This is a genomic window from Raoultella sp. (assembly GCF_039594335.1).
Lineage (GTDB): Bacteria > Pseudomonadota > Gammaproteobacteria > Enterobacterales > Enterobacteriaceae > Klebsiella.
In genome coordinates this window covers 13133-36956 of sequence record NZ_JBCNNS010000035.1, presented here as the reverse complement: position 1 = coordinate 36956, position 23824 = coordinate 13133, and the positions used below count along the sequence as shown (strand labels likewise).

Below are 23824 nucleotides of genomic sequence, written 5' to 3'. Positions count from 1 at the left end.
GAACAGCCTGTTTATGGCTATCCCGCCAATTGCCTGGGCACCGCTGATGCTGCTGATTTTCGGCCTGGGTTTTGCGTCGATTGTGGTGGTGATATTCATCGCCGCGCTGTTTCCAATGAGCATCACTATTCAAGAGGGCATTTTGGGGATCCGTGGTGGCGAAGTCCGCGCCGCGCGGACGCTGGGCGCTAACCATTGCCAACTGCTGATGCATATTTATTTGCCGAGTTCGCTGCCTTTTATCACCGCCGCGCTGCGTATTGGGTTTAGTCAGGCATGGCGTGCACTGGTGGCAGCAGAAATGCTTGGTGCTTCGCGGGGTATTGGCTGGATGGTGGCAACCGGTGGGCAAACCGGCAACAGCAGCCAGGTATTACTGGGGATCTGCCTGATTGGGCTGGTTGCCTGGCTAATGGAAAATCTGGTGTTCCGCCGCATTCAGCAGCATTACCAGAGCTGGCGTAGCCATTAGTCATCGAAGAGTGGCGATTAAAAAACTAAATAAACGATTAACCGATTTGAACCCCTGATTTGAAACACTGAGGTGAACTGTGAGCCAATTCGATATCCGCGACGCGGGTTATTATATCGCGCCGCAAGGCCTGTACGAACAAAATAAGGCACGTCCTTTTCTTGGCAGCGTAAACTGTTCACATCACACCATAACCGCTGGAGCCTGGGAAGAGATTCAACTGGTATATACCGTCGGGGCCAGCGGATTAGCCGATGGCGCCTGGCTGAAAGCGGCGTTTAAATTTTACTCGGACTGGGCGCTGTTCCAGACGTCTGAACCGTCAGCGGCGAATTTCGTCAGCGCCGAGTATCAGGCAGGGCCTCTTCTTCCGGGGCAAAGCCCAGCGACGGTGCAGCATCTTAAGGTGCGATTCGATCAAAAAGGCCACGAGCGTCCGTTTCAGAAAGCGATCCTTATTGATATTGTCGATGGTTATCTCAACCCCGGCGATCAGATTATTATCCGCCTTGGCGATCGTCGCCACGGCGGTGGCGGCACGCGCGTGCAGAGCTTTGTCGAGAAGAATTTCCAGTTCCGCCTGTTTGTTGACCCGCTGGGCAGCTCAAAATTTGCCGAAGTGCCGGGCGACGTTTTGCTAAATGTGATACCGGGCGCGCCGGCCAGCCTGTCCGTCATCGCCCCGCGTTTAATTGCGCCCGAAGTGCCGTTTGATGCCATCGTGCGACTTGATGATATCTGGGGCAACACCTGCCGTAATTTGCCCCAGCCGGGAACCCTGACGCTAACCTCACAACATGGCGAAGTGAAAACCCAGGATTTTACTCTGGCGGAACAGGGCTGGGCGATTGCTCGTTTAAGCGATATCTACCTGCCAGAAGGCGAATGGCAACTTGAGGTCTCATTACAGCAGCATCCACAACTGAGAGGCCGCGGTTGGATCAATGTCGAATCCACACCGACCGGCCTGCGCCCGCTGTATGCCGATTTGCACGTGCACTCTGACGATACCGTCGGCACCAACGATACGCTGTACAATCTGAGTTACGGCAGAGACGTCGCCGGGCTGGACATCCTTGGCTATACCGCCAATGATTTTAACGTCACAGAAGCGCGATGGAGGCAGGCAGTAAAACTGATCAATGAGCTGAATCAGGCGGATTCTTTTGTCTGTTATTCCGGCACCGAATGGTGTGGCAACACCTGTGCCGGTGGCGATCACAACGTGGTATTTCTCGAAGACGAGGAACCGCAATTCCCTTTCGATAATCAGGGGCGATTAGTTCGTTCGTTTGAATGGAACGAATTTACCGCCGGAACGATTAAACCGGGCGCCTGGCCGCTGGATGAACTTTATGCAGCCTATGCGCGTGAGCCGCACAAGCATCTGTTGATCCCTCACGTTGGCGGTCGTCGCTGTAATCTCGACTGGCACCATCCGGATCTCGAAAGACTTATTGAGGTCGGTTCGGCATGGGGACAATTCCATTGGGTTTACGCCGAAGCGCTGGAACGCGGCTACCGTCTGGGCGCATCGGCGAACAGTGACGAGCACCAGGGACGCTGCGGCGGCGGCGTTCCGGCTACGGCGGTATTTGGTTCTCGCGGCGGCCTGACGGGGGTATTAGCTGACAATTTCAACCGCAAGGGTGTCGCTGAAGCCTTGCGCGCGCGCCATACTTTTGCAACTACCGGTGAGCGCAGTTATGCCGCACTGCATTATAGCGACGCTGCGCAAAGCAATATATTAATGGGCGACGTTGCCACCTACGGTGCTGACGGTGTGCTGTACTATCGTCTGTTGGGCGATGCGGGTTGGGAATTAATCACTTTATATGATGGAGAAAAACAGCTTTGGCAGCGCGATCTGCACGCGGAAAAAGGCCGCTCGGCTCGCCAGTTCCGCGTACGTTTAAGCGGCGCGCGCATCAAGGATCGCTACCGGGGAGCCTACTGGCAGGGCAGCATTGAGGTTTCAGGCACGCCGATTAATCATTTCCAATTGAGCGGTGCCGATCATCCCGAGCAAACGGTCTGGCGAGAAAGCCACACTAAAATTGCTCTGCGAACTGACACCAATGGCGACAGTGACACTATCAACGTGACGACCGGCGCGTTGAAGGACGCCACTTTGCGCTTGCAGCTGGATATTAACAGCTATATTAAAGTGGGCGATGTTCGTCAGGCTCAACCGCATGAATATGCACCAAATTTCAGCACTGAAGTGTCGGGTACAGCGCTGCTGGAGAAAGGCAAAATCACCTTTAATCTACCGGGAACCGAGTTGCAGGTAGAGATTGAAGTGGTGACCGAGGAGGCATTGCCGCGCGATGTGTCAAGCTCGATAGCACTTAAAGATCTCCCGCTGGCGGATAAGAAGGAACACGCTCTGTTTATCAGCGCTCGCCAAAAGGATCAGTCACGTATCTGGACGTCGGCACTGTTCCTGACGCGCTAAAATCGTCGTTGTCACAGTGTGACTCCAGCGTTGTGCAACCCTGATAATTTAACGTATTAACCGCTCATGAAAAATTGAGCGGTTTTTTAATAATCTGCAATTTGTCAGCAACTGAGCATTGCGTTTGTATCGTCCGCTTCACGTCCTGAGACCAGTCAACGCTGGAAACCTGGGCTCAGGATGATGGCTTCCCGTCTTAACCCGGAGAATATTTGCCGGGTGGCACTAACCTCACACACAATGGCGCGGATACTGAATCCGGCGTTATGCCGAAGACAACAGTACATCCGAGGGCATTAATCCTCAGTTAAAAATACGCCAAAACAGAATTGATGCGCACGCAATATTTGTAGTGAATCATCAGGAAAAGATCGCTTTTTCAAGTGATACAGCAGCTTCTGACAATATTAATGGGACGCAATGTAAAATATCGCCCTTATTTTCAGCAAGTGGAAATAGGGATATCTGTAACACAACACCCATTTATTGTCGGTGATATTGTGCTCCTGTTTATGAATGTATTTCACCCAACTCACGGGTCCGTTTAACTGCCGCCAGCACGCTGCGTTGCAGACCCGCAGCGAAATCGCTGTTATTAAGTTCATATAAACCATGAATCCCTACCCCTGCCGGCGAATTGTTGATATTCAGAAGCTGCCTCGGATGTTTCTGGCTCAGTCGCAACATCTCGACCGCCCCCTGCAGATTTTCCAGCACCACCTCGCTTGCCTGCGCACGCGACAAGCCTGCCAGTACTCCCGCATCGGTCAGCGACTCGATAAAGTAATAAATGTAGTTCGGCCCGGCGACGCCAAAACCAGTGAAGATATCGAGTAGCCGTTCTGGCAGATAGAGCACTTTGCCAAAGCCGGTCAGAAAAGGCGTCACCTGTTCAGGGGTCGCCTGTGCATTCAGTACCACGCCACTATAGCCAAAACCGGTGTCGGTGAGCGTATTAGGAATAACGCGGGCAATAGGTTTTCCCGTCCCCAGCGCCGCTTCCAGTTTGAGCAACGTCACCCCCGCAATCAGGGAAACCACCGTCGTTCCGGCAGAAAGATGAGGCTGAATACGTGCTGCTACCCCCTCTAAATCATCCTGCGGGCGGATCCCCAGAACGACCAGCGAGGCTTCACGCAGAACAGACTCACTCTGCGGTTTCTTGGCCAGACCATAGCGTTCAGTGAGCAGTGCGATACGGTCAGGATCGATATCCTCCAGCGAAATCTCTTCTGCGCGCAGCTTTCCCGCCGCCAGTGAAGCGCGGATAATGGCTTCCGCCATTTGTCCGGCACCAATAAAATGTACATTTGCCATCAGCGGCAACTCCTATTGAAAACGATATTCACCTCTCCCCACGCGAAAACGTTGGCCTTTCAGCGACGGGTCAGAGACGTTAAAGACCAGTTCGACGAATCGATTGGCCTCCCCTTGACGAAAGATAAAGCGCTGTTGTCCTACCGCCAGACCTTCAGGCAGTTCAGTAAAACCGAACAACGCGTGCCAGTGTTCGCGCGCGGCCTGCGGATCTTGCACGTCAAAAATGGCGCTTTCTAATGTCACCTCACCTGCCGGATGCGGCCTGTCGAGCCCCTGCGCGCGTAGCCGCGTTAGCCGTGCGTTATCGTCTTCCCCCCATTGCAGAACAAAGGGATACGGCAGACCGTTAAAATCCCCGCCAATGGTAAAAATACGCCAGCTAATCACGTTCCCTTGCGGATCGTTGCGCTGGCCGTTGAAAACGGGCGAGACCTGTAACCCCTTGCTGCGCAACTCTGCATGCGTCTGTTCAATATCATCCGTGCGCAACGCGACCCGGTGCAGCACTTGGTCTTCGGGCAAGAGTTGTGCCGCATCATGGGAGAGCAAAAAATCGGCCTGCGCCGAAGCCAATTCAGCATGGTCATAGATAGCGAGAAATTCGATGTAGGTCAGCCCGAAATAACTGAGCGCATTCCAGGTTCCCCAGCCAGGGTGGCGCCCACCGGCAAACGCGTTGAGCCTCTGCCCGGCAAAGGTTGCCATCGCCTCATCCGGTTGGTTCACAAACTGAACGGCGTGATCCCACTTTAATATTGTCATTGAGCCTCCTGAAACGGGTAGAAACGCAGGCGGCAGGCAGCATCCCCCCGCGCCAGCGATGCCTCAACCACTAGCCGCACGCCCTCAAGCGCATCGGTTAACGCATGATCCCCTTCCATGCAGATATCACACAGCGTCTCAATCTGCCGGGCATCACGTCCCTGTTGACGCCAGCAATTGACGTAAGGGCAATAATGGAACAACACAATAAATTCTGACGGGCTGGCCGCAACGGTCTCCATTTCGTAAACCTGTGATTCCAGCCCACGGGTAAACACGGCGGAAAATTCCTGCAGATCATGACCATCGCGCATCTTCGCGCGCACGGAACGTCCGATATCAAGGCCATAACGGCGGATGGCGTCACGCGCATAATCGTCAGGCTGATTGCGTTTTCGGGACTCATCAAGCAAATAGCCAAGAGTGGCCGCGCGTTTTTCGGTGATCGCACGCAGCGCCAGGGTCACCTCGTCGTCCAGGGTCGGCGCGTTATGCGCCGAAGCGGGCTGTTTTGTACTCATCAGACAGCACTCCCTTGAATGATTATTCCCAGTCCGTGTTCACTTTGACGTTTTCCGCACCCGGCAGACCGTAAACGTCCTCGTCATACCACTTACGGGACAGCGCAGCGAGTGTGCCGTCCTTTTTGAGGGCGGCAAGCTCGTTGTCGATGGCTTTGATCAGTTTAGGGTCAGCATTCTTTTTGTATAAATAGACATTCGGAAACAAACCGACAGATTCGGATGCTTTCAGATTGAGATTAAGGGCTTTGTTTAACGCCAGTAATGCGCCAATCGGATAGATAGCCGCATCATACTCTCCGGAAGCAACGGCTTTGAAAATGTCCGCGGCAGACTGCTCGCCGTTCGGTTGCAGATTAATTTGATGGTCAGGATGTTTCTTGTTGTAGTTATCAATAACGGTGTAGCGCGCATCGGACGTATGAATCGGTACCAGCTTCTTCTTGCCGCTCGCCAGATCGGCCAGAGAATGAATATCGTTTTCATTGTTACGCACAATTAAACGCAGGTCGCTAATCCCCGAAGGCTGACCTGAGTATGCATATTGTGCCGCACGCTCTTTCGTCAGATAAAAATGATCGGCCGCCAGAGTATAAGCACCGGTGGACAAGCCGACGATCATCGCATCACGGGAGACTGCATTAAAATGGAATTTATAATTGGTAAGCTTCTGATCAATGATTTTTAATAACTCACCGTCGTAACCGGTAATATTATTATTATCGTCTACAAAGCTAAACGGAAATCCGTTCGCATTCACCACCACTTCAACAGTTTCTGCATTGGGGCTTTTTTCGACCGCTTGTGCTACCGTCACATTCATTGCCAACAGCAGCAAACCCACCAACAACACCTTATTTTTGAACATATTTATCTCCCCAAAATGAGTGAGGTGGAACCATTTTTTGTGCATGGCTTTTCCACCGGCTACTGAGATACACCTCGATATGTCGCAATATCCGGGTAAGCACCAGACAGAGCGCAATATAAATAATCAGGACCATGCAATAGGCCTCGACATAATGAAAACCACGCGCCGCAGCTATATTCGCTTTTGCCATCACATCGACCACGGTAATGGTATAAACCAGCGACGTATCTTTGATCAGATCAATCAGGACGCTGGTATAGTTGGGCAAAGCGGAAACCGCTGCCTGCGGAAAAATGATGCGGCGAAACTGGGTAAAACCGGTCAGCCCTATCGACCATGCGGCTTCTCTTTGTCCTTTTTCTACGGCATTCCACGCGGAACGAAACGTCTCTGCGAAATAGGCACTGAACACCACAGAAAAGGCGGCCACTGCCGCAACCAGGGGTGAGAGCTTGTAACTGAAGGGCGTGTCCTGGGGCCCGCCGAAAAGCCCGCTGGCAATCCACGGCCAGACATAAAAGACAAAATAGAGCATCACCAACATGGGTACGGAGCGTCCGAAAGAGATAAACACCCTGACCAGATATTTCACATAAGGCACATTGCGAATGTTCACCCAGGCCAGAACGCCACCGAATAACGTCGAGAAAATTAACGATAACACAGTGATCAGCAACGTTATCGGTAGCGCACTTAATATAAAGGTGAAATTATCCCGGATAAAATCGATGCTAAACATATTCTTCTTTTACTCCAGTAAATATTGATACTTTTTCTCAATACGGCTAGTGAGATAAAAGATAATAATATTAAGCAACCAGTAAATAAGGATAACGCTAATAAATGCTGCAACCTGCTTTGCGCCGTAACTGTTTTGCGATATTTTCTGTGCCCGCCCAAAGACATCAACAATGCCAATAATGTTAACCAATGAAGTCATTTTAACGAGATTGATTAAAAGATTACCGAAGTTTGGAATGGCAATAATAAGCCCTTGCGGGAAAAGAACGTGCAGAAACCCAACGTACCAGGGAATATTCAGGCTGCTTAGCGCCTCTTTCTGTCCAACATCCACAGCATGCCATGCCGATCGCATCATTTCTGCAAAATAGGGGCTAATGCCAACGGAAATCGACAATATGGCAAAGGTGGTATCACTAATCAGCGTGGCGGGTAATTCCAGCACCGAAAGAATCAGCTTGCCGCCGAAGAAAAAAAGCAGGATTAACAGAGCCAGCGGCGCGCCGCGCAGCACATCGGTGTAGGTTTTTGCCAACCACCTTAATAGCAACGAGCGGCTAAATTGCAAGACCGCCGCCAGCAGGCCAAGTGCCAGACCCAGCAACAAAGAAGCAAGCGTAATACCCAGCGTAACCGACAGGTTTTCCAGTAATTTCGGTACAATGAAGAGCAGATCATCAAGACTCAATAACGGTTGTGGATTCATGGTGTCAGCCTCAGGCGTGAAAACGTAATCGGGCAAGAAACGCCTGTGTCCGCTTGTGCAATGCCGCGCCAAAAATCTGCTCCGGTGGCCCCTGTTCAACAATCTCGCCGTTTTCCATAAACACCACCCTGGAGGCAACCTGGCGGGCAAAATCCATTTCATGGGTGACGATGATCATCGTTTGCCCGTTAGCGGCAATCTCCTGTATCAGCGACAGGACTTCGCCGACTTTCTCTGGATCCAGCGCCGATGTGGGCTCATCAAGTAACAGCACGACCGGGTTAATCGCCAGCGCGCGGGCAATACCAACACGCTGTTTCTGCCCACCGGAAAGACTGTTCGGATAATGGTCTTTTTTATGCAGCAGCCCGACCTGCTTTAGCAGTTTCTCGGCTATCGCCACCGCCTCCTGACGCGAGCGCTTTTGTGCATAAATCAACCCTTCGGTGATATTTTGCAGCGCGGTAAGATTGTGAAAGAGATTCCAGGACTGAAAAACCATCGCTGTTTTTGAACGTATTTTTTCAATCTCTTTTTTTCCGGCCCTGGCGCAATCGACGATAGCATCGTCGATTTTTATTTGTCCGCTGTCGGCGGGCTCCAGAAAATTCAGCGTGCGTAATAGCGTCGTTTTTCCCGAGCCACTCGGACCAATAATGCAGATAATCTCTCCCGGAGCAATGGAAAGGGAGACATCGTTTAATATTTTTTCACCAGTAAAACTCTTACTTACCTTCTCAATCGTAATCATCATTATATTTTCGCAGCGAACGGACTTCTGATTAATGAACAATGACGGGATTTATCTGTTAACAGGAACTATATTCCCGCCAGTTCGGCAAAGACAAACAACAAAAAAACATATTCAAAGTTAAAAAAAATGAAAGTTAATAAATGTTCGCAAAACTGTCAGAAGAATGTAACAACCAGAGAAAATTAGCGTAATGGTTAGGTAAGAGCGATCTCGGCGAACAAACGGAATAAACGACGATCGCTATCGAGCGGTAAGGCACATCCAGGGGCAAAAATGATTCGCCGATCGCCACTCTCCTCGCGCAACTGCGTTAAACGTTGCTCCAGCCGCGCTTTCACCGCCTCCCTGTTGCCACCCGCAACATAAAAGTCCTGGTGCTGATCGATGCCGGCGATCAGAACTTTGTCGGTGCGGGCGTGGAGATCCGCGACGCGTGTACGCTGTTCATCGGGTACACCATGGGGCACGTTTTCCCAGCTAAACGCCTGCACCGGGTAATTCAGGTACGGCTCAAAAAGCAGATGATGTTGACCATGAATGTGCAGAATGTTGAACCAGGCTTTGTCTTTCACGTGATTGAGCAGCGCTTCGTCATACGGACGGCAGAAGAAGTGAAACTCCTCTGCGCTCAGCAGATCGCTACGGGCAAACTGGGTGGCAAGAAAGATGCCATCAATGCCCACATCCAGCAGCGCATCAAGAAAATTGAGGTTGGTTTGCAATACGGCGTCCAGCGCGTGACGCACGGCCTCCGGATGCTGGCGCAAAAGGCCCAAAATCGGCTCTGGCCGGGTTGACTGCGTCAACTCCTGCAGCCAGGTCAACGGCGTAAACAACGTCGCAATGACCGGGACATCACCCCGATAGTGATTCACCAATCCTCGAACAATGGCGATCTCTCTGGCTAAAACGGGATTGTCCCTCTCAAGAACGGGAAGTGTGGCCAGCTCCTGGACACCGGTAATGGGATAGCGGCGGAAAACACCGGACCACTGAGTAGGATCGTCCGGAAACTGAATCGCCGCACCATAAGCCTCGGCCAGATAGTGACCATTGGACATGACTTTGACGAAATCCCACTGGTATTCATCCGTCAAACGGATGGTTTCCTGAATAAAGGCTTCGGGATCGCGATCGACCAGCGGCAGATGGAACCAACCAGCAATCGCAGGCCGGGAAAGTTGTTCCCCGGCAAGCAGGGCTTTGATGCGTGAGGTTGCGCTCATGGAATTGCTCCAGTTTTAGAAGGAGCTCTATTTTTTACGCACGTTTTGCCCCCAGACAAACAATTAAAACGGCTTAGATTATGCGTAAAAAGTGCGCGAGATAATCGAATGTTACAAGTGATATTAAGGTGTTATTTCAGTACGCCGCGCAATGCTGGCGGCCTGCACGTTGCGCGTTTATGTCGATGATGCAACCAGCCGACTGATGCCGCTCCTGTTCGTCAGTCCACATCAACATTCACCTGTTTTAAAACCACACGCGGCTATCTGGAACGGCACGGTAAGCCTCTGGCGTTCTACAGCGACAACGCCCGCGTCTTCAGGATCAACAGCAGGGCCAGGGAGCGATTGTTGATAATAAGCGGCTGGGACCTGCAGTGGAGACGATAAAGTGACTTTAGGCCTGCCAGGCCAGAATTCAGGAGCAATTGAGGGCCATTAATCCCGTGCTGGTTAACCCGTAAGAGTTCAGAGCCAGCCTTAACCGGTAATGCGCCCTCTCCTGCTTTTACGATACAGAATCCTTCCTGTTATTCTCCTTCAGTACTATCAAAAAGTGTACTTTCCACCCAGCGTCGCTGATGTATCGCTGTAACCCTTGTCACCAAGCTGCTGGGCTACATTACCCCAAAGACCAAACTGCTTATTGAGCTGACCTTCTACTCCCACTTTCAACTCAGCAATGTTCTTCGTACCATCCTGTTTCACCACTACACCATCCATACGACTGGCAAAGTCATGTGTGTTATGTAGCCAGTTCACTTCCGCGAACGGCTGGAAATTGCTTCCCTTACCATCCTCGATTTTGCTATTGCTGCTGATGTACGTTTTCGTACCCAGGCTGGTCTGGACATTACCATCCCCTTCTCCGGATACTTCTGTACCGTTTAACTCTGTGTGTTTATCTGCCTTCACGCCCATCCAGGTAACCATGGCTTTAGGCTGGATGAAGTACGACTGTAGTCCGTCTTCAGTCTGACCCAAACGGAAGGTATAACCGCTTTCCACTGCCGCGGTGAAACCCTGCGAGTCATAGGCCTCACCGTTCATCCCCTCACCATTCACCCGGTTTTTAAACCAGTTGTACTGTGCCCAGGTGCCTACATACGCCCCAATCTTGTCCGCATTGTTGGCATACCAGGTACCGTATACGCCTGTACTGTAGCCATTGACCGAGCCATCGGCACGGTAGCCATTGGCATTCGATACTGTTTTGCTTTTGCTGTTCGCATAGCCTGCCATCACACCGAAATGGTAACGGTCATCACCATTCGTGCTCCACTGGGCAATATCCCCGCCGACCTGCAGGACGTAGCGGTTATCTTGCGTTTTCAATTGACCGCTGCTGTCCCGTGAACGGTTATGACCTCCTTCATTACGTATCCACATGCTGGTCATTTTCTTCTCGCCAGTCAGGGCGTCGATATATTGAGTTTCCCCGATAAGGTCGTGAAGACGAGTGGTGAACAAGTTGTTAGCTGCCGCTAAATTGGCAGCATAAGCACCCGATTCCGGACGCAACGTCTGGGCCGTATCACCCTGATCTTGCCAACTGTTCAGGTACCAGTTGCTGGAGTTGCTGCCCTTACCACGCACCAATGAGTAATCGTAGGCCCCGGCTGCAATACGCCCATTCTGGATAAAGACGCCGTCGGATTGACCATTGACCGAAATAATCTCAATACCATTCAGGGTCTGTGCTCCGCTGCCGCCGATATTATTAAACAGGACAGAAGAGGTACCGGAGGTATTACCGTTAATGATCAGCTTATCCGTTACAGAGTTGTCGCCACCCAGTACGGTATCAAAGATCAGCGTGCCGCCATTGCCAATGTAGTTGCCGTTAATCACCGTGGTATCGCCAGCGCGTTCGTTCGCCATGGTCAGAATACCGGAGTTAGTGAGCGTGCCGACATTGTTAAGTGTGGTGGTCTGCACACCGTCACTGGAAGCGCTGTTGGCAGTAATCAGGGTACCCGTGTTAACAAGGGCGTTAGCACCTGCACCGAAATCACTTGTGTCGCCTGACATGTCCCAGGTAGCGCCGACGGCATTGGTGAAGGTATTTCCTTCGTCTCCAAGCTGAATTTTGCCGTTAATACGGTCGGCATTGTTGATGGTGCTGGTTCTGCCTTTAGTCACAATGGCATAGCCATAGGAGGGACCTTCAATCTTGCCGGTATTGGTGATAGAGGTTTCCCCGTCGCCATTGTTCTCAGCATAAATTCCGTCAATCCAGCTTGAGATATCACCACTGACTTTAATCGTCATATCCGTGGCGTTACTGCCATTAACGGCATAAATCCCATGTCCTCCGGAGACAGTGCCTGATGTGGTGATGCTAGTCATCCCGGTGCCATTATTCGTGGTATTAATCCCGTCGCCTCCGACACCGATATTGCCACTGCTGTTAATCGTGATGTCCGTGGCAGCGGTATCATTATTGGCATAAATCCCGTGTCTGCCGCTGCTGATATTGCCTGGTGTGGTAATAGCCGTCGCCCCGGTGCCATTGTTGGTGGCATTAATCCCGTCCGCCCCGACGCCGAACGCTGTATCAGCGGTAATCGTTAATCCCGTGGTGTTACTGCCATTAACGACATTAATCCCGGTATTTCCGCTGTTGATCGTGCCTGTTGTGGTGATGACGGTTGCCCCGATGCCATTGTTCGTGGCATCAATCGCATCCCCCCCAACGCCGAACTCGGTATCAGCGGTAATTGTTAATCCCGTGGTGTTACTGCCATTAACGACATTAATCCCTGTGTTTCCACTGTTGATCGTGCCTGTCGTGGTGATGGCGGTTGCCCCGGCGCCATTATTTTGCGCAGAAATCGCGTAGGTCCCACCATTGACATGACCATTGGTGCTAATCACCATGTTCGTGCTGCTATTATCATTAATGGCAGCAATCCCGATATCCCCACCGAAAATAGTCGACTGATTCTCATCCTTAAATATCAGGTCACCGCCACTATTGGTCAGCCCGATAGCGTTCGCATCCTTGGTATCTACACCAAATCCGGGAGCTGTCGAGACATTCAGTGATGAACCGCTCAGGCCTATACCATTTGTTTCACTCCCGGAGCAGACATAGGTCATCGAGTCGGCTGAGCTACAGGGATCCGCCGCCTCAGCAGAGGTCATAAGTCCGGTTATAATGACCGGCGTGGAGAGAAGGGCAAGTCTTACAGAATTCGTTAATGCGTTAAGCTTCATAGGGTCATCCACTCTCGTATGATTGTTATGGTCTACGGTCCTGCAAATGCTGAGTTCGTTGTTGTTGCGGCATGGCAGACTGAATGCATTGGTCTCAATAACGCCATTTGCTCTCAAATTGGCCTTTGGGTTGGTTGATATAACAAAAAGATAAAAATAATGAATATTGATAAATCTTCTTTCTTAACAGATAATTCCCCAGACTTAATCAGTTCATAACAGTGGCTTTTATGTCGCTGTATTCCCCACAGAGAATTTGTGCACAAGATTGCCCTGGCAGGGACTGATAATAGCGATCCCTACTACGCTGTAGCATAAAATTTTTGCGAGCATCACCACTGTATTTCTACAACTCATTTAGCGGATGCAAATCCACATAATAACAATAACTGGAATTAATACTTCAACCGATCTTGCTACCTCAGAGGCGTTGTGCTCGGGTAGTTTTATCGTAACTTTCTTTTTTTAGCCTGTGATATAGCACTGTCGTGTCTACTGATAAAATTAAAGCGGTAAAAACCCCAGTTCAGAAACGACAGGCGCTAAAGAGTACTGTTTATCTGGACTGGCCCCGATGCCTACTGAAGTCAATCTGGTCATTCGCCCCGTACGGATATTAAACGCTAGCATCCATTGCTCACAATAAGTTTCAAAAAAATTCAGCCCGTTCCTTTGAAAATCGAAAAATAGCATCACTTGAAACGGGTTAAAATATGAACACCAACAATCGTAAAGGGTAACGCGGCAATGAATCCACTCCGTATCGCCAGGACATTTTTTTGCTAAAAGATGATACCACCTGACGGTGCAATCCTTTTTTCAATGATACTAATTAAAATATGACAATGTGAGTTCATCTATCGTTGCACACTGATTTTATTTAGTCGTTATTTTGTAAAAGCAAGAATTTTATCTCCCTGCATCCGGCAATCATTCATCATATTGTTCGGTTGAACTTTCATGCCACAAAGAGTCCCCTTTACCGAAAGATCATTGCGTATATATTCGTTCGGTGACCCGAGAAAAATCACATAGTAATTGTGCATTTATCCATCAACGCCGACGATGTTGAAAGTTTTGATTTCACCCCCCCTTCTTTTTCTACAGAAATATCCAGCATTTTTGTAGACATACCGGCAACACAACAGAACATAATCTTAATCATTTTACACACACCTTCATTCTTAATACTTAAGCAATATAAATCGATATCCCGCCAAAAGAAATCGGTTTCATAAAGTAAAATGTACAATCGCGACACAGATCACTATATAAAAAACATATTCATAAATATCAATATGATATGAAAAAATCTCATTTATCGTTAGTCAATCAGAATGATTTATAGATTCATATCTATTCCAGGTCAAAATCCATTATAACTAATTGATAAAAAACAATATAATTAAAAAAATATAAGCGTACGCTGAGTCGAATAATTCAAATGTGCAACAAAAAGGGTAGATTTGAACTTGATTTGAAATCGATTTCTTTAAGGCTATGAAACAATGAATTGCCTGATCTGCTGCCATTGATTAACCCACGATGTTAGCCACGTCTTCATCAGCAACCAGGGGGTATCAGCGTGAAGAAGCGCTGCTCCGACGAACAGATCAGCAGTATTCGCCATCAAACTGAAGCGAGCATTTCCACCTTTGGTTGCATGGAAGCAACTGAAGTTAAAAGATTTAAATCACTCGAGGAACAGACCTCCGCCTCAAGAAGCTGATCGCTGAAGCCATGCTGAATAAAGAAGTATCGCAGGAGTCTGTGGGCCGAAAGTTTTGACGACCAACCGCAAGTGGGAAGCCGTTGTATTGCTGTGCGAGGCGACGGGTCCGTCGTAACGCCGTGCCTGCAGGCTGGCAGGTTGTCTCTGACAACCTGCCGCTATGTGGCACCTCGTCCGGCTACTGATGCGCATTTATCGGGATGCATCACTGAGCCGGTACTGAAGCGCAGACGTTTCGGTTACCGACGCATATGGCCGTTGCTGCATCGTGAAGGTTTGCATACCAGGCACTATCCGGAGGGTCAAAAGAGCTTCGGCTTAACGGCGCCGTTCTTCCCTACGCCACTGAAGAGCGCCTCTCAGAAACCGGTCAGGGCGCTATTGCGAACAACAAGCGCCTCGGAAACATGGCGTGGCCACCGGATTATAAATCGGCATGGCCCTGATTTGGCCGCCTTGCTAGTGGTTATGGTCTCTGAGAAAAACGGTCAACACGTCCTTAGGAGGTGTTACCCCGCTTTCTGAAAGCAGCCAGCCTACAGCGCCGCGATGGTATGTACCGTGAAACAGTACATGATTAAGCATATCCGCCGCGTTCATTTCTCCGTACCCGCCATCGACAAAAAGGAATTTTATTGTTTCTGAAAGGTCAACGGAACTCATTGAATTGACATGTTGAATATACCAGTCTGTACACTCGGTCATCTTTACCATAAGCTCATCAGCAGACGGAGTTTCTGGCGTATTCAGTGCCGTGTAGCAATGCTTTTGGCTGGTCATGTTAGCTCTGAAAATCATATCAACCACATGTATATGATTCATCAATCTCAGCGTCAGATGATGCCTTTCTGCATGCGCTGAGACATCTATTCTTTTCATCGCGAGCAAAGTTTCCATGTCTATCCAGCGTTTGTATTTAAATAACGTTATTATCTTGTCTGTACCCATACGCCATCTCTTTCATTACATTTAATCATTATATCAGTAACATACGTGGATAATATACTTACTTCCTCTCCTGGTACCTGGCGGCCATTTTACCTCCACCGCCCCCGGACAACTGAACTCTTGTAAACCGTCACCGTGGTCCGCCGGCTGATACCGGGCCTCGCTGGATATGTGCTACGAATCAACCCGCAACGCCGCACTCATTTTGATCCGACACCGGCCTGCGATAAACTCGCGCTCAAACGCTTCTCCTTTGACGACCTCCGAGATACACCGTCCGTTTATACTCTGCTTCTGTCCCCTGCTTTCTTATTGTGAAACTCTTGCACCCTTTTTGACGGCAATGCCTCTTATTGTTCCATTTTGGTGCTCGATAATATCCGTAACTTTCTAGTGAGTTCTAAGGAAGGCGAAATCTTCCTATATTTTTCAAATATATACAAAGATGGCATCAAAATTGCCTTTACCGACATGGCAAACCGACACAGCAAGAAACGTACGGTTAAATGCGCACCACGACCACATAACAACACGATATCTCCATACAGGATGCTTTATGAAAAAAATAATGTTCTCCACCCTGGTCGCCGCGGCTTCTCTGTTCGCTGTCGCGCAGCAAGCGCATGCGGGGACGACGCTGGATGCAATTAAGAAAAAAGGGTTTGTTCAGTGCGGTATCAGTGATGGTTTACCGGGCTTCTCTTATGCCGATGCGAGCGGCAAATTCACCGGTATTGATGTCGATATCTGTCGTGCGACGGCAGCAGCAGTGTTTGGCGATGCCAGTAAGGTCAAATATACCCCGCTGACGGCAAAAGAACGTTTTACCGCCCTGCAATCAGGTGAAGTGGATATTCTGTCGCGTAATACGACCTGGACTTCTTCGCGCGATGGCGGGATGGGGTTCTTGTTCGCGGGGGTTAACTACTATGACGGCATTGGCTTCCTGACCCATAAAAAAGCGGGCCTCAAAAGTGCTAAAGAGTTGGATGGCGCCACCGTATGTATCCAGGCCGGGACGGATACTGAACTGAACGTGGCCGATTACTTCAAAGCCAACAAAATGCAATACACGCCAGTGACCTTTGATCGTTCTGATGAGTCCGCGAAAGCCCTCGACAGCGGTCGTTGCGATACGCTGGCTTCCGACCAGTCTCAGTTGTATGCACTGCGTATTAAGCTGGGCAAACCGGATGACTTTATCGTTCTGCCGGAAGTGATTTCGAAAGAGCCGCTGGGCCCGGTTGTTCGCCGCGGTGATGACGACTGGTTCACCATCGTTAAATGGTCGCTGTACGCCATGCTGAACGCAGAAGAAATGGGCATTACGTCGAAAAACGTTGATCAGATGGCAGCAAAACCGTCTAACCCGGACATCGCTCACCTGCTGGGTGCTGAAGGTGACTTTGGCAAAGACCTGAAACTCGACAATAAATGGGCGTTCAACATTATTAAACAGGTGGGTAACTACCAGGAAAGCTTTGACCGCAACGTCGGTAAAGATAGTGCTCTGAAAATCGCGCGTGGACAGAATGCGCTCTGGAACCAGGGCGGCATCCAGTACGCACCGCCGGTACGTTAATTCTGCCTTCCAGTCGGGTACCGCACCCTGCGGTGCGGTACCCAATGCGCTTTTTTATTGAGGTTTCAACATGTCTCAACGCCCAACCGTAAAAAGGGATTTTTCTTTCGGTAACCCTACGGTTCGCGCCTGGCTTTACCAGATAGCTGCCATCGTAGCCGTGTTTGCTATTGCGGGATATCTGATCCACAACACGGTGATCAACCTGGCCAATCGCGGTATTACCTCCGGTTTTGGTTTTCTTGAGCGAAGCGCCGGTTTCGGTATCGTCCAGCATCTGATTGATTATACGGAAGGTGATACCTATGCTCGCGTCTTCCTTGTGGGGTTAACCAACACCCTGCTGGTTTCCGCGCTGTGTATTGTGTTCGCTTCTGTTCTCGGGTTCTTCATCGGCCTCGCGCGGCTATCGGATAACTGGTTGCTGCGCAGGCTATCGACCATCTACATCGAAACATTCCGTAATATTCCGCCACTGCTGCAAATTTTCTTCTGGTATTTCGCCGTGCTGCGTAATTTACCTGGTCCGCGAGAAGCATTGAGCGCATTCGACCTGGCATTTGTCAGCAACCGCGGTCTGTACATCCCCTGGCCTACCTACGCACCAGGCAGCTGGCCGTTCGTTATTGCCCTGGTTCTGGCGATCGCTGGCAGCGTCGGTTTGCGGCATTACAACCGGCAACATCAGTTGAAAACCGGCCAGTTGCGGCGAACATGGCCGATTGCCGCGGCGATGATCGTTCTCTTCCCGCTGATCGCCCATATGCTGTTTGGTGCCGCCACTCACTGGGATATCCCACAGCTGCGCGGATTTAACTTCCGTGGCGGATTCGTCATGATACCGGAACTGGCGTCGTTGACACTGGCGCTGTCGATCTACACCTCTTCATTTATAGCCGAAGTCATTCGTTCCGGTATCGAGTCAGTTCCACATGGACAGAATGAAGCGGCCCGTTCGCTGGGTTTGCCGAATCCCGTGACGATGCGGCAGGTGATCATCCCGCAGGCGATGCGGGTCATCATTCCACCACTGACCAGTCAGTACCTCAATATTGTGAAAAACTCCTCACTGGCGGCGGCGATCGGCTACCCGGATATGGTATCGCTGTTTGCCGGTACGGTGCTGAATCAGACAGGTCAGGCTATCGAAACCATTGCCATTACCATGGCGGTGTACCTGATTATCAGTCTGATTATTTCGCTGCTGATGAACCTCTACAACCGCAAAATTGCGCTGGTTGAGCGTTAAGAGAACGGAATGACTATGTTGGCTACCACACATGAAACACCGCCAGTACCGACAAACCCGGTGCGTAAAGCCTGGGGCTGGGCACGAAAAAATCTGTTCTCCAGCTGGTTCAATACGCTGCTGACACTGTTGTGCCTGTGGATCATCTGCAACGTTATACCGCCGGCGTTAAACTGGCTGATCTTTCAGGCTAACTGGCTGGGGACAACCCGTGCCGACTGTACCAAAGAAGGCGCCTGCTGGGTGTTTATCCATGCCCGCTTTGGTCAGTTTATGTATGGATTGTATCCACATGAACTGCGCTGGCGTATTAACCTCGCGCTGGTCATCGGTCTGCTGTCGATTATCCCGATGTTCATCAAGTCGATGCCGCGTCGGGGCCGTTATATCGCCTGTTGGGCCGTGGCCTATCCTCTCATCGTCTGGTTCCTGATGTACGGCGGCTTTTTCGGCCTCGATCGCGTTGAGACCCGCCAGTGGGGAGGCTTGACGCTGACGCTGATTATCGCATCGGTAGGCATTGCCGGCGCATTGCCGTTGGGGATTTTACTGGCGCTGGGGCGACGCTCAACGATGCCGGTGGTTCGCACGTTGTCGGTCATCTTTATTGAATTCTGGCGAGGGGTGCCGCTGATTACCGTGCTGTTTATGTCTTCGGTAATGCTGCCGCTGTTTATGGCCGAAGGGAGCACTATCGACAAACTGGTACGTGCCCTGGTCGGGGTGATTCTGTTCCAGTCGGCCTATATTGCCGAAGTCGTGCGGGGTGGTTTGCAGGCGCTGCCCAAAGGACAGTATGAAGCGGCGGAATCACTGGCGCTGGGCTACTGGAAAACACAGATCCTGGTCATTCTCCCCCAGGCGCTCAAGCTCACCATCCCGGGACTGGTTAACACCATCATTGCGCTGTTTAAAGATACCAGCCTGGTGATCATCATTGGCCTGTTCGATCTTTTCAGTAGCGTACAGCAGGCAACGGTTGACCCCGCCTGGCTTGGTATGTCGACAGAGGGATATGTTTTCGCCGCCCTCGTCTATTGGATTTTCTGTTTTAGCATGTCGCGCTACAGCCAGTATCTGGAAAAGCGCTTTCACACCGGGCGCAAATCGCACTGAGGTTTTACATGACACACACTATGACTAATTCTGCCGACGCAATGATGATTACGCTCGAAAATGTAAATAAATGGTACGGCCAGTTTCACGTATTGAAAGACATTAACCTGCAGGTGAAACCACGTGAACGCATTGTCCTCTGTGGGCCTTCAGGATCGGGTAAATCGACCACGATTCGTTGCATCAACCACCTGGAAGAACACCAGCAGGGGCGGATCGTCGTCGATGGCATTCATCTTAACGATGATGTCCGCAACATAGAACGTGTTCGCACTGAAGTCGGCATGGTATTTCAACACTTTAATCTTTTCCCCCACCTGACCGTTTTGCAGAACTGTACCCTGGCGCCAACCTGGGTGCGTAAGATGCCGGCGAAAGAAGCGGAAGCGCTGGCGATGCATTATCTGCAACGTGTCCGTATTGCGGAACATGCGCATAAATTTCCCGGGCAACTGTCGGGGGGGCAGCAGCAACGCGTGGCGATTGCCCGTTCTCTGTGCATGAAACCCAAAATCATGTTGTTCGATGAGCCCACCTCCGCGCTTGATCCGGAGATGGTCAAAGAAGTGCTCGATACCATGATTGGCCTGGCGGAAGACGGTATGACGATGTTGTGCGTCACCCATGAAATGGGCTTTGCACGTACGGTGGCTGACCGGGTGATCTTCATGGACCGTGGCGAGATTGTCGAACAGGCGCCGCCACAGGAGTTCTTCTCCCATCCTAAATCAGAACGTACCCGTACGTTTTTGTCGCAGGTTATACACTAAACGTCGAGGGGCACTCGCGGTTTTCTCCCCCTCAGCGCTGGCTGAGGGGGAAATGAATAGTCCTTAATCCCCTGGCCGTCAGCCGCGATGAACATCGACCGCAACCTCAAGGGCCAGCGTGACTCCGCCATCGAAAATAACCCCCTGCAACGGAGCAACATCGGCGTAATCCCTGCCCCACGCCGTGACAATATGTTGCCCCTGCGGCATGAGATCGTTGGTCGGATCAAATTCCAGCCAGCCTACATCGGGAATAAAAATGGCAAACCATGCATGCGACGCATCGGTGCCGACTAATTTTTCCTGTCCCTCGGGCGGTAGCGTTTCAATATAGCCACTGATATATCGCGCGGGTAAACCTACGGAACGCAGGCAAGCAATCGCCAGATGAGCAAAATCCTGACAGACCCCCCGCTTTTCCTCTAAGACCTGCTCTGGTGGGGTGCTGACGCTGGTCGCAATCGGATCGAAAGTAAACTCCTCAAAAATGCGATGGGTAAATGCCGCCGCAGCCTGAATTACCGGGGCATCATCGTGGAAAATATCCGCCGCATAGCAGGCCAGCCGTTCAGAACGAAGAATTAAACTGGAATCCAGCAAATACTCTTTCGCCATCCGCAGTTCCGGCGTCCCGGGCTCATGTAATAGCTGCCGATACTCTCCGCAGGTCAGAGCGTGGTTCTGCAGCAGATCCGCGTGGCTGATTTGGTCAATATCAAACTCACTTTCCATCTCAATGGTCAGGGTGTCATGCGGTTCCTGGATCGAGAAATAAAACGTCAGATTGCCGAAATAATCACTCCCCTCGTTCTGATAAATGGGTATCGGCGTTACGGTGATCCGCCGTTGTACGCAATACTGATTCGCGGTATTACGCGGCAACAGGTGCGTCATGTTGTAGCATAACGTCACCGGAGAGTTGTAATGGTACTTTGTAAGATGTCGTACCCGGTATTTCATAAGTCGGTCTTCCACTGCGCGTTAATCAGTTGCTGCGGTCCATTAGCGTGATCGAAATATTTGTCGCTCAGCAAGGTCGTGAATTGCTCCAGCTGGCTGATTATCTGAGTCATTAGTTCATCCAGTGGTCCACGCAGTCCGGTTTGTTCATCAACCTGTGTCAGGAAGTCGAGTTCGGCAAGTTGAATATCCGTGAGTGATTTCATCACCGGCCGCATATCAGATGTCAGGCTGGAAGTCTGCCCCTCCTGTCGCGGCAAATCGAGGAGATATTTACGCAACCGATCGACCTGATAAATCAACGAACGCGGGTTTGTGCCATCCAGCATCAATAAATCCAGACCGGAAATAAGATTCATCTGTCCCCGGTAACGTCGCCGAAACGAAATTAACGCCTCAACGCTCATCAGGACCGATTCTAAAATTTGCTGTTGCTGTAAACCAGGAACGGCGCGGGTCAAGGTATGTTTCAGCAGAATAGCGGTGAGACGCGCCCGTTCAGCACGGCGACCAATCTCCTGGAACCGCCAGTCCATGCCCCGCAGCATACTCTCATGATTCAGTCCGGACAGGGCCAGTAAAGAGGTGACCAGATTATCCAGCGACTCTTCCGGCAATTCCGGCAGCCCGTCTTGATATGCAACCTCCACCGTCCGAATATAATCGCGTAATTCATTGATAATAATCCGCGTATCAGCCGACAGCATCTCTTTCACCTGCTCACCGCAGGCCAGCATGTTGAGGATATTAAATTTTATCGATCCCGTGCGTTGGCCATCGCAAACCAGTGAAGACAGTTCATGATTTTGGTCGCCGACAGCGTCGCTTTCAGGCAATGTCCCGGTGAGCGCAGATAATGCCCCCAGCAGAATTTCGCGACTTTCAGGCATAAAATGCTCAACGCCATTAAGCTGTTTGAACAGAATGCGTATCAGGCGCAGGCTCATTTCTGCGCGTTCCGCATAGCGGCCGAACCAGAACAGGTTTTCTATCACCCGGCTGGGCAAATTTCCCTCATCACGAGGAATCGAGTCTGTCAGAAGTGGCTGCGCGGTATCGAAGCTTTCACCAAGTATCCACGAATCTTTACTCCGTGCGCCGGATAAGTCGCTGACAATACAATCATCAGCAGACTCTGCTACCCGCGACAACGTTCCTGGCATGACGCAGTACCCTTCCGGTGCGGCAACGGTGAAAGCGCGGAAAATCGTGGGGCGATACTCAATTTGCTGATTAGCCCACACCGGGACACGTGAGCCCGGAATATAGGCCTGAGCCACATAGCTGTGCGGGCTGGCAGTGATTTGCTGAATAATAAGCTTGCGGCCTGCGTCATCCAGACTATGGCCATAGATACTTTTGCTATCAAAACTCCGATAAGACGGTTTGATGATCAGTTGGTCAAGGTGGTGGCTCACAAAGTCGCGGTCCTCCGCCCGGCCACACCACCAGGTCTTCACCGTGGGGATCAACAGCGGCTCACCCAGCAAAAACTGACTAATTTCCGTGATAAATGCCAGCAACGCCGGAGCTTCAAGGACCCCTGAGCCCAGAGGGTTTGCCAGCACGACGTTACCGTTGCGCACGACTTCAAGCAGTCCCGGAACGCCGAGTCGCGAGTCGGAGCGTAATTCCGTCTGATCACAGTAGGCATCATCCATCCGGCGCAAAATCACATCCACTTCCGACAAACCATTAAGGGATTTCAACCATACTCTGCCGTTACGCACGGTCAGGTCGCCTCCCTGCACCAGCTGGAAACCAAGATAGTTTGCCAGATAAGCATGTTCAAAATAGGTACTGCTGTAGGCGCCGGGAGTCAGGACGACGATCCGCGGGGTATCGGTTTTGTGGCTGGCGAGGCTGGCCAGCGTATGCCGCAGAGCATGAAAGAAACCGGAAAGTCGCCGGACATGACTGTTACGAAACAACGATGGCAGTACGCGGGAAACGGCGATTCGGTTTTCCAGAACATAGCCAGTACCACTCGGGGCCTGAGTACGATCGCCTATCGCCACAAACTGTCCATTACCACCGCGAACCAAATCGACAGCATGGAAGATCAGATTGTGAGCCCCAGGCAAGCGAATACCGTGGCATTGACGCAAAAAACCTGGGTGAGAGAAGACAATTTCTGACGGGATAATCCCCTCTTTCAACAGCCGCTGTTCACCATAGAGGTCTTTCAGCATCAGGTCGAAGAGCAGCGAACGCTGAGCCAGCCCACGTTCCACGGTTGACCATTCCCCCTCCGCCAACAGATTGGGAATGATATCCAGCGACCAGACGTTTGGCGAAAGCGGATCGCCATTAAGGTTATAGGTGGCACCATCATCACGCAAAATACGCTGTGCCTGGCGAAGACGGTTTTCCATCCCTTCCACACCCATCTCACTGACGCTGTTCATCACCTCCGT

18 protein-coding genes and 2 pseudogenes are annotated in these 23824 nt (G+C 50.9%); 8 read left to right on the top strand and 12 right to left on the bottom strand.

What is annotated here, in order from left to right; all coding sequences use genetic code 11:
* Both ACZAHD_RS08750 and ACZAHD_RS08745 read left to right on the top strand, forming a co-directional pair.
* A partial coding sequence (locus ACZAHD_RS08750; protein WP_462456405.1) for an ABC transporter permease occupies positions 1-472 on the top strand: 472 nt, incomplete at its 5' end.
* 79 nt (positions 473-551) lie between these two features.
* Positions 552-2930 (top strand): CehA/McbA family metallohydrolase domain-containing protein, encoded by a 2379-nt coding sequence (locus ACZAHD_RS08745; protein WP_462456404.1) that lies wholly within the window; start codon positions 552-554, stop codon positions 2928-2930.
* Between the two features lie 510 nt (positions 2931-3440).
* Here ACZAHD_RS08745 and ACZAHD_RS08740 read toward each other — a convergent pair.
* The 8 genes from ACZAHD_RS08740 to ACZAHD_RS08705 form a co-directional block, all read right to left on the bottom strand.
* Positions 3441-4247: a pyrroline-5-carboxylate reductase family protein gene (locus ACZAHD_RS08740; RefSeq protein ID WP_462456403.1), complete on the bottom strand. Its 807-nt coding sequence runs from the start codon at positions 4245-4247 to the stop codon at positions 3441-3443.
* Positions 4248-4259: 12 nt separating this feature from the next.
* On the bottom strand, positions 4260-5012 hold the full coding sequence (locus tag ACZAHD_RS08735; RefSeq protein WP_462456402.1) for a VOC family protein: 753 nt from the start codon (positions 5010-5012) through the stop codon (positions 4260-4262).
* On the bottom strand, positions 5009-5533 hold the full coding sequence (locus tag ACZAHD_RS08730) for an L-2-amino-thiazoline-4-carboxylic acid hydrolase (RefSeq protein WP_462456401.1): 525 nt from the start codon (positions 5531-5533) through the stop codon (positions 5009-5011). The genes ACZAHD_RS08735 and ACZAHD_RS08730 overlap by 4 nt, the downstream gene beginning before the upstream one ends.
* Before the next feature lie 22 nt (positions 5534-5555).
* A complete protein-coding gene (locus ACZAHD_RS08725; protein WP_462456408.1) occupies positions 5556-6401 on the bottom strand; it encodes a transporter substrate-binding domain-containing protein in 846 nt (281 codons plus the stop codon).
* Positions 6388-7143: an amino acid ABC transporter permease gene (locus tag ACZAHD_RS08720; protein WP_462456400.1), complete on the bottom strand. Its 756-nt coding sequence runs from the start codon at positions 7141-7143 to the stop codon at positions 6388-6390. The genes ACZAHD_RS08725 and ACZAHD_RS08720 overlap by 14 nt, the downstream gene beginning before the upstream one ends.
* 9 nt (positions 7144-7152) lie before the next feature.
* Positions 7153-7851, bottom strand: a complete 699-nt coding sequence (locus ACZAHD_RS08715) for an ABC transporter permease subunit (RefSeq protein WP_462456399.1) — start codon at positions 7849-7851, stop codon at positions 7153-7155.
* Positions 7852-7861: 10 nt separating this feature from the next.
* Positions 7862-8602 (bottom strand): amino acid ABC transporter ATP-binding protein, encoded by a 741-nt coding sequence (locus ACZAHD_RS08710; RefSeq protein WP_462456407.1) that lies wholly within the window; start codon positions 8600-8602, stop codon positions 7862-7864.
* A gap of 197 nt (positions 8603-8799) precedes the next feature.
* Positions 8800-9831, bottom strand: coding sequence for a uroporphyrinogen decarboxylase family protein (locus tag ACZAHD_RS08705; RefSeq protein WP_462456398.1), 1032 nt, complete (start codon positions 9829-9831; stop codon positions 8800-8802).
* Positions 9832-9991: 160 nt separating this feature from the next.
* Between ACZAHD_RS08705 and ACZAHD_RS08700 the strand changes: the two are divergent.
* Positions 9992-10167, top strand: a pseudogene (locus ACZAHD_RS08700) (ISNCY family transposase); the annotation flags it as partial.
* A 213-nt stretch (positions 10168-10380) separates the two neighbouring features.
* Here the strand turns inward: ACZAHD_RS08700 and ACZAHD_RS08695 are convergent.
* On the bottom strand, positions 10381-13050 hold the full coding sequence (locus ACZAHD_RS08695; protein WP_462456397.1) for an autotransporter outer membrane beta-barrel domain-containing protein: 2670 nt from the start codon (positions 13048-13050) through the stop codon (positions 10381-10383).
* A 1585-nt stretch (positions 13051-14635) separates the two neighbouring features.
* On the opposite strand from ACZAHD_RS08695, the pseudogene ACZAHD_RS08690 reads away from it, so the two are divergent.
* Positions 14636-15073 (top strand): annotated as a pseudogene (locus ACZAHD_RS08690) (IS3 family transposase); the annotation flags it as partial.
* 168 nt (positions 15074-15241) lie between these two features.
* On the opposite strand, the gene ACZAHD_RS08685 reads toward ACZAHD_RS08690, so the two are convergent.
* A complete protein-coding gene (locus tag ACZAHD_RS08685; RefSeq protein WP_462456396.1) occupies positions 15242-15730 on the bottom strand; it encodes a DinB family protein in 489 nt (162 codons plus the stop codon).
* A 556-nt stretch (positions 15731-16286) separates the two neighbouring features.
* Between ACZAHD_RS08685 and ACZAHD_RS08680 the strand changes: the two genes are divergently transcribed.
* From ACZAHD_RS08680 to ACZAHD_RS08665, 4 genes are all read left to right on the top strand, one after another.
* Positions 16287-17312: an amino acid ABC transporter substrate-binding protein gene (locus ACZAHD_RS08680; protein ID WP_462456395.1), complete on the top strand. Its 1026-nt coding sequence runs from the start codon at positions 16287-16289 to the stop codon at positions 17310-17312.
* Positions 17313-17382: 70 nt separating this feature from the next.
* Entirely contained in the window at positions 17383-18561 is a 1179-nt protein-coding gene (locus tag ACZAHD_RS08675) for an amino acid ABC transporter permease (protein WP_462456394.1), read from the top strand.
* Between the two features lie 15 nt (positions 18562-18576).
* The gene (locus ACZAHD_RS08670) at positions 18577-19677 is read left to right on the top strand and encodes an amino acid ABC transporter permease (RefSeq protein ID WP_462456393.1); all 1101 of its coding nucleotides are present in this window, start codon (positions 18577-18579) and stop codon (positions 19675-19677) included.
* Positions 19678-19685: 8 nt separating this feature from the next.
* On the top strand, positions 19686-20447 hold the full coding sequence (locus ACZAHD_RS08665) for an amino acid ABC transporter ATP-binding protein (RefSeq protein ID WP_131050359.1): 762 nt from the start codon (positions 19686-19688) through the stop codon (positions 20445-20447).
* Between the two features lie 78 nt (positions 20448-20525).
* On the opposite strand, the gene ACZAHD_RS08660 is transcribed toward ACZAHD_RS08665, so the two are convergent.
* Together ACZAHD_RS08660 and ACZAHD_RS08655 are read right to left on the bottom strand one after the other, a co-directional pair.
* Positions 20526-21407, bottom strand: a complete 882-nt coding sequence (locus ACZAHD_RS08660; RefSeq protein ID WP_462456392.1) for a transglutaminase family protein — start codon at positions 21405-21407, stop codon at positions 20526-20528.
* Positions 21404-23815 (bottom strand): circularly permuted type 2 ATP-grasp protein, encoded by a 2412-nt coding sequence (locus tag ACZAHD_RS08655; protein ID WP_462456391.1) that lies wholly within the window; start codon positions 23813-23815, stop codon positions 21404-21406. Before ACZAHD_RS08655 ends, ACZAHD_RS08660 begins: the two co-directional genes overlap by 4 nt.
* Positions 23816-23824 lie beyond the last annotated feature (9 nt).